Raw genomic sequence first — 15,990 nt, 5'->3', positions numbered from 1 at the left:
ATGCGTTGAATAACTAGATGCCCATCTCGTCGAAAACTTCCGCTGCCACGCGGAAGCTGTCGATGGCCGCAGGAACACCGCAGTAAATCGAAACCTGGAGGAAAACCTCCCGAATTTCCTCTTTGGTAAGACCGTTGTTGATTGCTCCGCGAACATGCAGTTTCAGCTCATGCGGACGATTGAGGGCCGAAATCATCCCGAGATTGAGGATGCTGCGCTGCTTGCGCTCCAGGCCCGGCCGATTCCAAATTGCGTCCCAGCAGTATTCCGTGACGAGGGTTTGCATCGGCCAATTGAAGTCGGTGGCTTTGCTGACCGACGCATCAACATAGGCCCCCCCCAAGACTTCGCGCCGGGTCTTTAGTCCGCGCTCAAAGCGCTCTGTGACTTCACGTCCATGAATTTCTCTTGCGGGTGCCATATTGCTCACGCTTTTCTCCTTGCCGCCCTTGGGCTTTCGATGAGTGATGTGATTGGTGGTTAAAGCCACCTACTATGCGGCCGATCCACTGATGGACGACGACCTGACGAGTTGACCGTTTTCGTAGAGAAGCGGCGCGATTGACTCGATGAACCGTGCTTCGAGCACTTCTCCGAGCACAACATCATGCGTTCCAACGTGAACGACATCTTTTAGCTTGCAGACAAACGCCGCCTGCGCATCGGACAGGACCGGCATGCCGTCGAGAGACAGCCACTCGCCGTAATGAAAGCGCTCTTCACCCTTCAATTGCCCACTGAACAGCGGCACAAGATCGGCATGTGAAAGATGCAGCATGTTCACGGCGAACTTCCCGGAGATCTTCAAAGGCTGATTCACCGAAGCCGATTGGTTGATGCAGACAAGAACAGTTGGTGGGTCCGCGGTAACCGACTGGACCGCGGTGGCGGCCATGCCATGACGGACCCCGTTGAGTTCGGTCGTGATCAAGCAGATGGTTGATGTGAACCGACGCATAGCTGCCTTAAAAGCCAACTGCGCCTCAGTGCTGGTATCGGCCATATTGTCCTCCCACGGCCAAATTCGATCGAGCCTAGATAAACAGATCAGCAGACAATCTGTCAACCGGATTTTCACAATTGACAGATTGTCTGCTAAAATGTCTTCTAAGGCACCCAAAAATGAGGAGATGGTCGATGGATTTGAATCAAAGGGTTTGTATCGTCACAGGGGGCGGCAGCGGCATTGGTCGTGCGACCGCCGAGCTTTTCGCAAAGAACGGCGCCTATGTGGTTGTTGCTGATGTCAATGAAGACGCCGCGGTTCGTGTGGCGAACGAGATCGGCTCGAAGGCTTTCGGTGTTCGCGTCGACGTCTCGTCCGCCAAGGACGCGGAAAGCATGGTTGAGAAGACGACCGCAAAGTGGGGCCGGGTCGACGTGCTCGTCAATAATGCCGGGTTCGGAACGACGGGGAATGTGGTGACCATTCCTGAAGAAACTTGGGACCGGATTATGTCCGTAAACGTCAAAGGGATCTTCCTTTGCTCAAAGTACGTCATTCCTGTTATGCGACGGAACGGCGGAGGTTCGATCATCAATACGACTTCCTACACCGCAACCTCAGCAATCGCGGACAGGACTGCCTACGTAGCATCGAAAGGAGCAATATCTTCGCTGACGCGCGCGATGGCCATGGATCATGCGAAAGAGGGAATTCGTGTCAACGCGGTCGCTCCAGGGACAATCGACTCTCCTTACTTCACGAAAATCTTCGCCGAAGCGAAGGACCCCGCGAAGCTTCGCAGCGATTTCAACGCCCGTGCCGTCATGGATCGGATGGGGACAGCTGAAGAGATTGCTGAAGCAATGCTTTTTCTTGCGTCCGATCGTTCGAGGTTCGCGACCGGTAGCATTCTGACGGTCGATGGCGGCTCCTCGATCGGAAACCACCTGGTCAAGTGAAGGAAAGGGCGGCACTCGTCATGCCCTTACATTTGAGGCAGGAACACCGGGTATAAGGCTCCAGCCTCGTTGATCATTGACGTGTTCCTAACCCGTCAATGACAGCACAGAGCTGTTGGCCTAGGCGCAGCTCTTGTCGGACTTGCGGCACGCTCCAGCAAATATGATAGAGAAGGAGAAGGACTGCCGGCGACAACTAGATCTAACAGCGGAAACTGGATCAAGGACATTTCGCAATTTTTGTCGAATAACCCCACGATGTCGGTCAGATGACGTCATGCGAGTGCCGACCTTCCGGAATAGCCGCATGCTGGTTCCGAATGCCCTCTATCGCAACGCTGTCGGCATAAGTTTAGTCCGGAATACAAGGTGATACGATCGTGTCCCGGGAGGTGGTGTAGGTCGCGGCTGATGGCCGTGCTTTCCCGACATGGGTCGGAAGGGGATATCAGCGTGCCACAGCGGGGCAGGCTGATTTGGGGATCATCGCTCATTTGGGCCATGGTCTCAAGCGTCATATACCTGGCGCGTTGAACGGCCCATTCGTCATTCTGTTCGAGCAGCAATGCACCGACGAGACGGACGATGGCTTCGTCGTTCGGAAAGATGCCGACGACCTCGGTGCGTCGCTTGATTTCGCCGTTGAGACGCTCAATTGGATTCGTCGAGTGCAGCTTTGCCCGGTACTCTTTCGGGAAGGTCATGTAGGCGAGCACGTCCTCTTCAGCGTCGTCCATGATGGTGGCAAGCTTCGGCACTTTCGGCCTGATTTGATCGGCGACACTGCGCCATTGTGCGGCTTGCTGCCTCCGGGGTCTCCTGGGCAAAGGCCGTCGCGATGAAGGCGGATACGACCCGCCTGCCGCTCTTTCCAGCATGCGCGAGCACGTTCCTCATGAAGTGAACCCGGCACCTTTGCCAAGTGGCATTGAGAACCTTGGTGACGGCGGCCTTGAGACCTTCGTGCGCATCGGAGACAACAAGGTTCACACCACGTAATCCTCGACGTGTCAGCCTGCGCAGGAATTCCGTCCAGATCGGTTCGGCCTCCGAGGTGCCAACTTCCATACCCAGGACCTCGCGCCGACCGTCACTGTTGACGCCGACCGCGATAATGACGGCGACTGAGACGATGCGGCCGCCACGCCGGACCTTGAGATAGGTCGCGTCCACCCAGACGTACCGCCACTCACCTTCAATCGGCCTGTCGAGGAACGCCTTCACTTTGACGTCGATCTCTTCGCATAGGCGGCTCACCTGGCTTTTGGAGATGCCGCTCATACCCATGGCCTTGACCAAGTCGTCGACAGAACGAGTCGAGATTCCCTGGATATACGCTTCCTGGATAACGGCCGTCAGAGCTTTCTCTGCCATCCGACGCGGTTCAAGGAAGCTCGGAAAGTAGCTGCCTTTGCGCAGCTTCGGAATGCGAAGCTCGACGGTGCCAGCCCGCGTCTCCCAATCGCGGTCACGGTAGCCATTGCGTTGTGCGAGCCGCATCGAGTTCTTCACACCGAAGTCTGCACCCGTAGCCGAGCCTACTTCCAGCTCCATCAGCCGCTCGGCAGCAAGGCCGATCATCTCACGCAACAAATCTGCATCGGCACTCTTCTCAACAAGGGAGCGCACGTTCATCATGTCATTGGTCATCGGTGATCTTTCCGTCAGGTTGGTCTTGAACAACCCGACCCTAGCGGAAAAACACTGATGGCCGCCCGCAAAGCCGATCACCCGCTACAGCGCAACGAGAAGCGCGCGGGCGCTCGGCTTTACTCCCTACCATCACCTACGCCACGTACTGGGACACGATCGGTAAATGGCCAACGCGGTTGCTTTGTGATCAGCCGTTATCTTCGACGAACCGAATAGCGTCTTGCAAGAAGCTCCGGAAATAGTCAGGATTTTCGCACATCGGAAAGTGCCCAAGCCCCTCCATAACGACATGACGGCTGCCAGGAATGAGGGCCGCTAGCGCTGCTCCGTCTGCAGGCGTCGCAGAGTAGTCATAGGTCCCGGAGAGAAGAACGGTCGGTGTTCGCTTGGCATCAATCTTCGGACCGACGACGGCACCGTCGAACTCGTCGCTGTAGAACGAAAGATCGCCGGGATAAACTCCAGGAGCACCCTGCGAGTAGATCCAACTGGCGCGGCGTCGCTCTTCTTGCGGGCTGAGCGGGCTCATGATTCCGCGGACATAGGCTGAGTTATGAAGCGACCCATGAACGTTGACGTTGTGTTGAAAGGGGTTGCGACGGCCCTTTGACTTCAACGGCGGCTCGACCGCAATTACACCCATTAGACGTTCCGGTCGCTCCGCCGCCAGCACCATGCACATCGCCGCGCCCATAGATCCTCCAACGACGATAGCTCTGTCTCCGACGAGCTGGTCGAGTATCGCCGTGCACCAGGTCAGGTAGAGATCCGTTGTGAGTTGATAGGGCGAGCCGTCCCAAGTTAAAGGAGGCATCGAACGTCCGTGAAACGGCAGATCAACTGAGATCAATCGGTTCGTACGCGCAAACCCAGTGTCGGAGAGTTGCGGTAGAAACTGACGGCCGTCTGCGCCAGCCGTATGGAGGAAAAGGATAGGAGTTCCTGCACCGGCTTCCTCGTAAAAGATATCGTGTTCTACGCCGCCGACCTCTACCCGCTTATAGCGTCCGGTGACCTGTTCAATATTTCGATCGACCTTCGGCGCAACTAGGGGCGGAGACGCTACGACGATCTCGAACAGTCGCTCCAGAGCGGGACGCGCTTGAGCGATTGCTACGGGCGAACCAGATAACGTGAACTCAGGGTTAGCGAGTTGAAAGGCGGTGAACGAATGGTAGGTTGCCGGCGGCGGCACCTGCATAACCTTTTCCCAAGCTCCTTCTGGGGCACTCAGTATGACGTCAGCATTTTCGTCCGCGCCGTCCAGTGCGACTATCCCGCCTCCCACAGCAAGTGATGACTTTTCTGGTCCAACTTGCAACGAGATCCGTGTTGTAAGACCTGGGGTCAGTCGCGGTAGCTCCGGATCTTCGATCGCCAGGGTTACGCGTTTAATCAGCTCGGCATGGGCGCCCATACGTCCTCCCTAACAAAATGATGTTGTTGGGAAGCCGCACTTCCTGTGTCTCACCTCCCATAAGAGAGGTAAGCAGATTTTCAGACAATCTGTCAACCTTAGCCGTCGCCTGAACTTCGTTTTGTGGAACTACTCGGAGGTTTCGACGGGGTTCTTGCTCAAGTAGTCCAACGCCACCTTAGCCGCGATTTCGATATGGCGCTTGCAAAGCGCGGCTGCCCTGTCGCCATCACGCAACGCAATAGCGGCCGCAATCTCTCTTATCTCGAAAACGCTGTTCTGCAGCCGCCCTGGCTGGGTCATCGATGTCATCCGCAACAATGTGACCCGGTTGTGCAACGACGTGAGCATTTGCTTCACAAACACGTTCTTGCTGCCGGTCATCAAACAATCGTAAAAAGCGGTCTTGGCTTCGATGATCCGCGTTCCGGAACCGCTCTTGGCTGCGGCTTCGAACGCTTCCACGGTCTCGAGGAGAGCAACGATCTCTTCATTCGAACCGTTCTCGGCGAACTCCTGGCCGGCAAAGCTTTCAAGCAGCGCGCGTACACTATAAAGCTGCCTAGCCTCCTCGTAGCTGATAGTGCTGACAACCGGCCCCCGATGCGGATAGCTAGTAATAAGCCCTTCAGCTTCTAACTGGCGCAGCGCCTCGCGAACTGAAGTTCGGCCAACCCCGATGAGTTCGCACAACTCGCGCTCCACCAGCCGCTGCCCGGGCTTGAAACGGCCACTTGAAATAGCCTGCCGGAGCTTATCCTCAACAAGGATTCGAAGAGAGGCGTTTTGACGTGTAATCTGGAGGTCGATCGTTCCCATTCACAACAAACCTTCGATGAAATTTCTAGTGACGCACAGAATCAATATACTGCCGGAGCGTTTCGTAGGACAACCCGATTGTCTGCAAACAGCAAAAATTTCAATCGGTTTATTGTGGGTCACAGGAGAACTCTAGCGAACTGGAGGTCTGGCGCAAGGGGAGAAAATTTCTGTAGCACCTCAGGGTCATGACCCGGAATGATGAGTCCGTTTGCTCCGGCAAGGACGCGGAGCTTGTTGTAACCCTCGATTACCTCTAGGTAATCTGCAAACAGGGGAAACGCGCCGTCATTTTCAAGATAGTGCTGGAAATGAAGCGCGTCGGAAGCGATAACCAGCAAAGCGCCGCCTGTTGCCACCGTAACAACTTGCAAACCTTTCGAGTGACCGCCAACCAGATGCACCCTGCATCCAGGAACAATTTCCCCATCCCCATCATGGAACCGTACCCGTGACTGAAAAACGAGCCGGACCGCGTCGACGACACCTTCTGTAGCAAAAGGCCGACGCATTCGCTCATGGCACATACACCGCCCCGTTCCATACGCCATCTCCCGATCCTGAATGTGAAAAGTGGCGTTAGGAAAGGCCGGGAGGTTTCCGGCGTGATCGTAGTGCAGGTGTGTCACAACGACATCAGTAATTTCGCTGGATTTGATGCCAAGGCTGCTCAGTGCTGCCACCGGATGGATCAAGAGGGTCCGCCCTCTGGCCGCGCCCTCTCCGGCTTCGAAACCAGTGTCAACAAGAATTAATCGGTCCTCGAGACGGATCAGCCACACGAAGTAGTCGATTTGTGATGGACGATCATGAATGTCATCCGTCTCTAGTATCAGGTCACTTACTGGTCTTTGCGCGGTGCCGTAATGGATGGCGAGCACTGTCCACTCGTTCAAGAGAATTCTCCCCGCCATCAGTCCATCAAGACTAGGTGTCGATTGATCTCGGCCCTGTCAAGACGGTCGAAAACCTCATTGATCTCATCAAGGGGGCCAGTGCTCGACAGCAATTTGTCCACTGGCAGCTTACCTTTGAGGTAAAGGTCGATATAGCGGGGTATGTCGCGCGATGGCACGCAGGAACCCATATAGCTGCCCTTGATCGTTCTCTCCTCTCCGACCAACGGCAAGGGCGAAACCTCGAAACGGGAATTTGCGCTGGCCAGTCCGGCCGTAGCGGTCATCCCTCCGCGCCGGGTAATCTCATATGCAAGCTCGAATGCCTTTTTGGATCCAGCCATCTCTATCGCGTAGTCTACCCCGCCGCTTGTCGCGCCTTTTACTTGGGCAACAATATTCGGCGAGGTGGCCAAAAAAGTCTTCGTCGCTCCCAGCTCCTTGGCAAGATCCAGCTTCGCTTGGATTAGGTCGATCGCCACGATATCGCTTGCACCGCTCGCAACAGCGCCAAGTATCGCCGAAAGGCCTACGCCGCCGAGCCCGATTACCGCCACACTACGGCCTGGGCGGACCCCACACGTGTTCATCACAGCTCCAACGCCGGTCATAACGGCACAGCCGAAGAGAGCAGCTGTCGCCAAATCGATATCTTTGGTCACTTTGACTACCGAGCTCGCCGACACGACAGCATATTCGGAAAACGCAGAAACGCCGCTATGGTGGTTAATTTCGTATCCTCTCAAACGGATGTGCTTGCCGCCGGATAGAAGCGTTCCTGCAGCATTGGCCTGGTAGCCCGGTTCGCAGAGGCTGGCGCGGCCTTCAGCGCAATATGAGCAATGGCCACAAACCGGCAGAAATGACATGACTACATGGTCACCAACCTCAACCTTCTCGACACTCGGTCCGATTGCTGCGACGACGCCAGATGCCTCATGGCCTAGAGCGACTGGAAGCGGACGCGGTCTGTCCCCATTGATTGCGGACAGGTCAGAGTGGCAGACACCGGCAGCCTTGATCTTGACCAACACCTCCATGGGGCCAGGCGGCGTCAGTTCCACAAGCTCAATCTTAAGAGGTTTCGAATTTGAATAGGGCTTCGGCAGACCCGACTCCCTGAGGATTACCGAACGCATCTGCATCTTTGAGATTCCTTATCGATGTGCAAGCAACTGCATTGGAGAGGGGATATAGCGGAATCCGTCTCCGTTTCGCACCACATGCCCGGCACCTGGCCATGCGAAGTGATAGGACATTACCGCAATGCGATCTGTCGCCAGCATATCAAGCACGCGCGTGCGGGATCTAGCTGACAGCTTCGGGTCCGTGTCGTATCGGAATTCCATCATCGGCCTCTCCATCAACAGGATATGATGGTGCGTAAGGTCGCCGAGAAAACAGAGGCGATCGTTTCCCGACTGCAGCATAAAACAATGATGACCGAGCGTGTGGCCGGGGGCCGAAATCGCGTGAACGCCCGGCAAGAACTCCTCGCCGTCTTTGAAAAAGAAGGTCCGATCCTTGTGGGGAAGCAGGTTTCGCCGAGCGTTATCGATTTGAAATTGAAATGAAGAATCGATCGACGACCCGTCCGTCCAGTCCGTGAAGTCTCGCTCACTGATGAAGATGTCGGCGTTCGGGAAATTTAACCTTCCATTGGCATCGCACAGACCGCCGATATGATCGATATGGGCGTGCGACAGAACCACCGCATCGATCTCCGTCGGATCTCGACCTGCCTCTCTCAGGCTTGCTAGGAGCCGACCTGTGGTGGGCCCGAAAGCTTTGGAAGACCCCATCCCGGTATCAAATAGAATTGTTCTTCCATTTATCTCAACAAGCGGCACGTTTTGCTCGAGTACAACTTTGTTCGTTGGCAGGAAATTGTCCTCTAGCATCAGGCTGACCGTGCGTGGCTCTACCCCCAAGAAGTTCAGGCGAGGATCTCCTAGCTCTAACGGCCCGTCGGACAGTACCGTGATTTTTCCATCGCCAAATTCGAACGGATAAAAATACGGAAGCTTGGCCAGGTGATGCATACTAAGAGACACTGATTTTCCTCCCATCAGGTGCTTGGCTACATTTTTGGCAGATTGTATGATAATCTGTCAAATATTTTTGAAGAAAGCCATATCGAGAGCGACTGCCTTGCTTTAGGAGCCGGTGTACCGCGTTTTCCCCGGCCTACCGAATGCCGCGCAGTAGGAGCAGAGCATTCGAGAATGCGGCTCGCGGGGCCGCACAACGCATGGTCGTTGACCCAGCGTTGCCCCCTGTTCCGCGAAAAACCGCAGACATTCAGAGATTGACGAGGCTCAAGTTGAGTTGTCTCACAGCGCGCACCGCATCACCGTCCATCAGACAGGTGACTTTTTCCCATATTCGCGCTCATCATCGCGAAGCGGCGTAACGATCTGAAACGAAGCCGGTGGCGGACGCGCGCACCCAAAGAGCGATCAATTCCATCTTCGGCAGGGCCTTGCTGTAAAAGAAGCCTTGCGCCGAACCGCATCCGTTCGCTGCGAGAAATGCTGCCTGCTCGGCGGTCTCAACACCTTCCGCCACCACGTCCTGTCCAAGACATTGTGCAATGGACAGAATCGCTTTGACCAATTCTTCGTTCCTTTTGTCCGAGCTATTTATGAATGACCGATCGATCTTCAGCGTGTCGATCGGGAAGCGGGCTAGATAGTTGAGCGCCGAGTAACCGGTGCCAAAATCATCGATAGCAATCGAAAATCCCATTTGACGCAGCTTAAGAAGCGTCTGCAGGGTCTCGCCCTTCCGATCGAGAAGCAGACTCTCCGTGATTTCGATTTCGATCCATTCCGCGCGGCAACCGGTTTCACCGAGGATTGCAGCGATCTCGTTTACCAACCGTGAGCATTGGAATTGCTTACCCGAAAGGTTGACTGCAATCTTGTGCAGGTGGTGGCAATCGGCGTTCAGCTCCTTCGCCGTCTTGCACGCTTCACGCAGCACCCATCGCCCGAGTTCAACGATCAGCCCGGTATCCTCAGCGACCGGAATGAATCGAACCGGCGGAATCATGCCCATCTCGGGATGAGGCCATCTCAACAACGCTTCCGATCCTATCATAACGCCGCTGTCCAGAAGCACCTTGGGCTGGTAGTGCAGCTCCAATTCTTCGCGCTCGATAGCGCGGCGCAATTCAGATTCCAACTGCATGCGCTCCTCCACGCCCACAGTCAAATCCTTCGAATAAAAGCGAAAACTGTTTCTCCCCGAGCGTTTGGCAAGATACATCGCAGAGTCGGCGTATTTCACCAGATCGTTGACATCTGTGCTGTCGTCGGGCGAGATCGCGATGCCTACACTGCATGACACGTAGACTTCCTTGCCATCCAATAGGAAAGATTCCTTGAATCTCTCGAGGATCGAGCACGCAACCCAATCGAGATCGTCGGTTGTCTGGATTTCCGGCAACAGAATCGCGAACTCGTCGCCGCCGAGACGCGCAACCGTGTCGAGATCGCGGACAGATTTCTTAAGCCGGGTAGCGACCTGGCAGAGTAGTTGATCACCCACAGGGTGACCCATCGTATCGTTCACGACTTTGAAATGGTCGATGTCAATCAGCATTACCCCTGTCCGCCGACGTTGAGACGACGCGTCACTGACGACCTTTTGCAATCGCTCGTTAAACAGCAAGCGGTTCGGCAAAGAAGTCACCGGATCGTAAAAGGCCATTTGCCTGATTTTTTCCCGCGAGGCGTTCAGTTCCGTGACATCGCGAGAGACCCCGAGGACTCCTGTAACCTCTCCCCCGGCGCCGAGGACCGCAAGTTTACGTGTTTCGAGAAGAATGGACTGACCGTTCTCCGGGGAAACCACCCAATTCTCGTCGATAAGTATGCCACCGGCTTCGATCGTGGCCTCATCAGATTTTCCGGAAATGTGAGCTCTCTCAGCCCCGAACAATTCAAGGTCCGTTTTTCCAACGACCTCCGCCTCTGATTTCCCGGTCAGCCGCTCAAATGCATGATTGCACAAAAGGTGTACGCCATCGACATTCTTTACCCAAACCATGTCAGGAATGGTTTGCAGCACACTTAGCAATTGCGTCCGCACGGAGTTGATGGCGTCTTCCGCCTGCCTTCGTTCCGTGACATCACGCGAAAATGCCAGGAGCGTGGTGGCGGCGTCAGGATCGGCGCTTGGTCGTCTAGCCACCGACAACTCGAACCATCGGGTCTCGCCGTTTGGCAAGGATACGCTAATGCATCGACCGTAGGCAACTCCTTCACTGCTTGCAGTTCGAAGCGCCTCCATTGCAATAGCCGCTTGATCAGGCGCAAGAACTTGGTCGACCGTCCTACCCAGTAGCATTTCCCGCTGCTGGGCTAGTAGTTCGGGATTTCTGGTCCAGACCTGAAGATATCGCCCATCCTCGTCGACCTCAAACAGAACGTCTGGAATAGCGGTGACGATCCCTTGGGCTAGTTCGAGAGCGTTTTTGAGTTCCTGCTCCGCCAACTTGTGTTCGGTTATGTCGATGATAACGCCAATCAGACCCGCGGGCTCGTCGTCGTGACCTCTGAAAACTGCCTTGTTGCAGACAACATCCAGGATGGCGCCGTTTGCGAGAGCGATCTTACGCTCGGAGACTTGGGCTCCACCCCTTTCAAGAAGGCCTTTCTCTTCAATAGAATAAATTTCCGCCAGTTGCGTTGAACTGAGATCAAAATCTGTATTCCCGATGATCTCGTCGCGCGAGCGACCGAGGAGATCTTCGAAAACCTTGTTGCAACCGACATAGCGACCGTGCAGATCTTTGAAGAAAATTGGGAGGGGCAACACGCCGATCAATGCTTCAAGCAGCGCTCCTCGGTCGGCTGAGGTATCATGATGCAGCGCTTCGTCTCTCCGGCGATTGCGCCTTTTCTGAAAAAAGGAGCGTTGCCAAAGCGGTTGTAAAGTCGAATTCATCGTGAAGCTCCTTACCGAGGGCCAAGACAGGATGCATCATCCATCCGATCAGGAATTCCGGGAACGCCACCCAAATCATTCGAGCAACAAATTGATGCAGATATGTCAGTAAGGCGTCGAACCGCGCGTCGGCCTGAGCCGGATAGTGCGATCGGAAATGAACTTTGCTTTCACATTCGAAGCAACAACCTTCGCGGCAGCACGTAGATTGATTGGCGCAATGAGTATGTTGTCCCGTTTGGCGAGAGGAGGGCCGGAGGAAGAATGCTACCGCGGAGCAAATATGTTCGGGGGAACCGGATCGCTTGTCTCATGTCTCCTGAGGCGACCCGGGCATTTCCCAATTTGAACTGTCATTCCTTAGCGCAGCCTACCTTGCACGAGAGCCGATCATGAAGGCACCGCATTCCACACAGACCCCGCATGCGATCTTCAATTGGCCGGCTTCCAGGAGAGCGGATCCGCTGGGTTATCGAAATATTTAGCAGCAGCGCTGGCAGACCACCAAGCTGTATTCTTCGGCTCGATCCAATCCTCAGAGTTAGGATCGCAATCAGCTGGCAAATCCGCCATTACATCCTCTATGGTACTGGGAATTGCTGGCCGCAGGATTGTCTGAATTTTGGGGCCCTGTCCCTCAAGAGTTCGCATCATTACGTCCCATACGAAACCCGCCTCAGAGCGCGGCGGCCAGAAATGAAAACTCTTGCTTACGAAGTCGGGGTTCCGTCGCCAGTAACAGGCTGCCGAAGCTTCGCCCCCTAGAACGATTGGGATCATGTCGCGCCCGGACTGGCGCACCGCGTTGATAACACCATTCTCAGCTCCCGACTGAACGATAATACCATCAATTCGACCGGGATTCGCTGCAAGGAATTTTTGCACCTCGGCCTGCGCGACCTTGTCTGTCCACTTCCCGTCGACATGACCTACGATCTTTATCTCGGGATAATACTCCAGAGCCTTCTTTGCGCCGACGTCAAAGCTGTCCGAGGAGGCAAAGCCGGAGATCCCCGAAACGAGAAGCACATTGCCACTTCCTTCGATTTCTTCAGCGAGCCACTTCGCCGCCTCAAACCCGCCTTGCATGTTGTTCTCAGTTGCGTTGACGGCGAACGGCGATGTTACGTAACCAGAGTACGAGAACACAGGCACTCCTTTTGAATACGCATACTCTATCGTAGGATTAAGCGCCGTGAGGTTCGAACAGCAGATAATAATTGCATCAACGCCGTCGTCTACCATCTGCCGCATCTGCCTGATCTGGACAGCGTCTTCAAGATTTGACTGGGTGACGATGAACTCGGAGACCAGCCCCGCTTTCTTGAAAGCTGGAACAATCTTGTTTGTGAACTCATCAAGAATACTCGCACGCCAAGAATTGTCAGCATATGTCGATGCGTACCCAATTTTCCACGGCGGTGCTCGCTGTGCCTTAAACGTGCGGAAGACAGATTCACCTGTAGGCAACTTTGGATCGAGCAACTCGTAGGTTTTTCGTTCCTCCCGCGGCAATTCCGTAAGGCCACCGGCGGCCGCTACAGAAGGGATCACCAAGCCGGTGATTAGAATAATGGCTCTTGTAATTTCACGTATGCGCACGGATTTGATACCTCTCGTGTCTCTGAGCATTGCAAAGCAGTTGATCTCTTGAAGGTTGATCGGCTCTAGGTGGGTTTTTTACAGTCAGACGGGCGGCGAAAGGGAGACCAAGAGCCTAAGGCCGGATTTCGCTTCCGTAAGCGGATTTCCCTTCAGTAGAACGCCGCTATCACAGTGGCCATCCGACGCGTGGCAGTCTCGTTCGATGCGCAGCTTACGCCACTAACCTAACCCGACGCGTCGACTTATCTTCGGTCAATTTGAATGAAGCGAGCCGCTCGCTGAGTTCGTTAGTCTGATCCGAGAGAGTCTTTGCCGCGGCATTTGTCTGCTCGGCCATGGCAGCGTTTTGTTGTGTTCCCTGGTCAAGTACATTGACGTTATTGTTGATCTCGGCGAGGGACGCCGCTTGCTCGCGGCTCGAATTGACGATTTGATCAATCCGATCGGAAATCTTCAAGATCGACGCCGTTATGTTGTGTAACGCCTCACCTGCTTTCCCCACGTAATCTGAGCCGATCGCCACCTCCGAAGAGGATTCCGAAATCAGGTGGCGAATCTCGCGGGCTGCAGCTGATGATTTCTGGGCAAGTTCGCGCACTTCCTGGGCTACGACTGCAAAACCCTTTCCGGCATCTCCAGCACGAGCCGCCTCGACACCAGCATTTAGTGCCAAAAGATTTGTCTGGAACGCAATCGTATCGATCAAACCAATGATTTGGCCGATCTTGTGGGACGCGTCTTCTATTCTGCCCATTGCGTTGATCGCATCGGTCACAATGGTTGCCGCACCCTCGGCGTGTTCTTTAACAACGGACACGAAAGCCTGGGTTTCATAGGCATTCTCGGATGATTTTCTGACCGTGACCGTCACCTGTTCGACGGCGGCCGCAGCCTCCTCCAGTGAGGCGGCTTGCAATTCAGTTCGCCGCGACAGATCATCTGAGGCTTTGAAAAGCTCGCTGGTTCCCCATTGAATTTGATTGGTATTCTCGTCGATATGAGACACTGTCTCTCTCAGGATCGAAAGCGAGTGATTGAAATCGCGCCTCAGCGGCTCAAGATTGGGATGGAATTGGCGGTCAATTTCTTGAGAGATGTCGCCACGCGCCAATCGAGATAACGCCTCTCCTAGAATGGTGACGGCAGTTGCGACCTCCTCCTCCATCTGAGCGCGTTCGCGTTCACGATCCATCCGCTCCTGTTCAACGGTTTTCCTATCGGCTTCCGTTCGTGTCTCGATGTCCATCTTCGAGACAGCATTTTCACGGAAAACCTCGAGTGCGCGAGCCATTTCACCTATTTCGTCTCTCCGGTCACGTCCGACAATCTGCGATCGAAGATCGCCCTTTGCCAGCTCTTGCATGCGCTTCGCGATCCGTTCGATCGGGGCGCGAAGTGTCGCCATCAGGCCGGCGCCAGCCGCCAAGGCTACCAAGACGCCGGACACTGTGGCGATAGTTGACAGCAAGCGGGCAAGATTGCTTTCATTGCGAGCATCGTTTTCCTGAGTTGCTGCAAAGGTTACGAGGTTTTTCCAGATCTCCTGGCCGGTTTTGTCCGCCTCAGAATATTGCGCTTGGCGGGCTTCCGCTATCTTGACCAGCTTCTCTGTGTTCTCTTGGATAGAATCCACCTGGGCGAATAGATCTTCCTGCATTTTATCGAAGCCAGATATCGAGCTGGCAACGCCTCCAACTGCCACGGTGTCACGCGCCAATTTTGTAAGTTGCTCAACGAGGCGCTGCTGATTCTCTGCGTTGGCTGTACGGAACAGGTTATTGATTTCGATTTCGATCGAATCGGCGTCCTGGCCGATCGTTGTCGCCGTCGCAACAAGCATTTCGGAATCCGTCAACGCTTTATCCAACGCCCGGATCGCATTTGTTCCTTCAATCATGTGCTGGATCGCATCCACTCGCAGGTTCGTCGCAAAGCTCTGTAGGTCAGAGCCGGCAAGCCGTGTGGAAGGGTCGACAAATTCGGGGTTGGCGATTAGCTTGGCGATAGTCCTCTCAATTTTAGTAACGGCCTGCTCGTCAGCAGTCGAGACTACCCGCTTGACTGTTTTTAGCGACTTTTTGATCACAAGCCCTTGCTGGGCGACAGTCGGAGGCTGCTTCGCTCCGTCCGGCAAGCTCACCAAGTCTTCCGCCATGTGTTGCATAACTGATGCCGTATCGAGTGAGCGGGTAGCCTCCCGGAGCATGGTTTTCCCGGAGTTCTCCTGATTGCGTACTTGTGAGCGCACATCAACCGCAGCCAATTTAAGGGCGCCTCCGACCTCCTTGATCTTCGACAAGTTGGAAACAATGTCGCTGCGAACGGATTCCTCGTCATTATGCAAAGACCACATGCGGCCGATGCTGCCCGAGATAACGGACATTGCCGATACACTGTTTTCGAGCGCACCAGTTTCGCTCCCGCTACCTGCCGCCGCTTCCTGGAGCGACTGCATGGTTGCGCTCTGCCCGTTTAAACTTGTCAGCGCCTCATCTCGGTACTCCGTTGAGCTTTGCGCCAAAAAGCGGTTCATGCTTTCCGCGACACTTCGAAACCCGCTCAAGGTCTGAAGAACCTCATTTGAAAGCCGAAGACGAGACTGAAGCAAGCCAGTTGCTTTTAAGCCGACCCCACCAACTGCCGCCAATATCAGGATCAAGGGTACAAGTACCAATAACACCTTTGCTCTTATGGTAAAGGTGGACAACAGGCGATCGACGAACATACTTACCTCCAAAGGGC

General features: G+C 54.8%; 11 protein-coding genes and 1 pseudogene. 1 reads left to right on the top strand and 11 read right to left on the bottom strand.

Annotated features, from left to right (window positions below):
* Nucleotides 1-13 precede the first annotated feature (13 nt).
* Nucleotides 14-421, bottom strand: coding sequence for a carboxymuconolactone decarboxylase family protein (locus tag AMK02_RS24005; RefSeq protein ID WP_008534380.1), 408 nt, complete (start codon nucleotides 419-421; stop codon nucleotides 14-16).
* A gap of 72 nt (nucleotides 422-493) precedes the next feature.
* Nucleotides 494-1,003, bottom strand: a complete 510-nt coding sequence (locus tag AMK02_RS24000; protein ID WP_008534378.1) for a flavin reductase family protein — start codon at nucleotides 1,001-1,003, stop codon at nucleotides 494-496.
* Nucleotides 1,004-1,137: 134 nt separating this feature from the next.
* Here AMK02_RS24000 and AMK02_RS23995 point away from each other — a divergent pair, with 134 nt between their 5' ends.
* A complete protein-coding gene (locus AMK02_RS23995) occupies nucleotides 1,138-1,905 on the top strand; it encodes an SDR family oxidoreductase (RefSeq protein ID WP_004671535.1) in 768 nt (255 codons plus the stop codon).
* Nucleotides 1,906-2,369: 464 nt separating this feature from the next.
* Here the strand turns inward: AMK02_RS23995 and AMK02_RS23990 are convergent.
* From AMK02_RS23990 to AMK02_RS23950, 9 genes and pseudogenes are all read right to left on the bottom strand, one after another.
* Nucleotides 2,370-3,555, bottom strand: a pseudogene (locus AMK02_RS23990) (IS256 family transposase); the annotation flags it as partial.
* 190 nt (nucleotides 3,556-3,745) lie between these two features.
* Nucleotides 3,746-4,975 (bottom strand): alpha/beta fold hydrolase, encoded by a 1,230-nt coding sequence (locus tag AMK02_RS23985; protein WP_008534369.1) that lies wholly within the window; start codon nucleotides 4,973-4,975, stop codon nucleotides 3,746-3,748.
* Nucleotides 4,976-5,104: 129 nt separating this feature from the next.
* Entirely contained in the window at nucleotides 5,105-5,794 is a 690-nt protein-coding gene (locus tag AMK02_RS23980; protein WP_016737430.1) for a GntR family transcriptional regulator, read from the bottom strand.
* 119 nt (nucleotides 5,795-5,913) lie between these two features.
* On the bottom strand, nucleotides 5,914-6,708 hold the full coding sequence (locus AMK02_RS23975) for an N-acyl homoserine lactonase family protein (protein WP_016737429.1): 795 nt from the start codon (nucleotides 6,706-6,708) through the stop codon (nucleotides 5,914-5,916).
* Nucleotides 6,708-7,835: a zinc-dependent alcohol dehydrogenase family protein gene (locus tag AMK02_RS23970; RefSeq protein ID WP_004673287.1), complete on the bottom strand. Its 1,128-nt coding sequence runs from the start codon at nucleotides 7,833-7,835 to the stop codon at nucleotides 6,708-6,710. Before AMK02_RS23970 ends, AMK02_RS23975 begins: the two co-directional genes overlap by 1 nt.
* A 12-nt stretch (nucleotides 7,836-7,847) precedes the next feature.
* A complete protein-coding gene (locus tag AMK02_RS23965; protein WP_011053353.1) occupies nucleotides 7,848-8,732 on the bottom strand; it encodes an MBL fold metallo-hydrolase in 885 nt (294 codons plus the stop codon).
* A gap of 352 nt (nucleotides 8,733-9,084) precedes the next feature.
* Nucleotides 9,085-11,643, bottom strand: coding sequence for a sensor domain-containing protein (locus AMK02_RS23960; protein ID WP_004673285.1), 2,559 nt, complete (start codon nucleotides 11,641-11,643; stop codon nucleotides 9,085-9,087).
* 432 nt (nucleotides 11,644-12,075) lie between these two features.
* Nucleotides 12,076-13,275 (bottom strand): ABC transporter substrate-binding protein, encoded by a 1,200-nt coding sequence (locus AMK02_RS23955; RefSeq protein ID WP_016737427.1) that lies wholly within the window; start codon nucleotides 13,273-13,275, stop codon nucleotides 12,076-12,078.
* Nucleotides 13,276-13,459: 184 nt separating this feature from the next.
* Entirely contained in the window at nucleotides 13,460-15,973 is a 2,514-nt protein-coding gene (locus AMK02_RS23950) for a methyl-accepting chemotaxis protein (RefSeq protein ID WP_008534365.1), read from the bottom strand.
* Between the last annotated feature and the right edge of the window lie 17 nt (nucleotides 15,974-15,990).

The sequence above is a fragment of the Rhizobium sp. N731 genome (assembly GCF_001664145.1).
GTDB classification, from domain to species: Bacteria; Pseudomonadota; Alphaproteobacteria; order Rhizobiales; family Rhizobiaceae; genus Rhizobium; species Rhizobium esperanzae.
The sequence above is the reverse complement of the archived record's forward strand: the minus strand, read 5'-3'. Positions and strand labels throughout refer to the sequence as shown.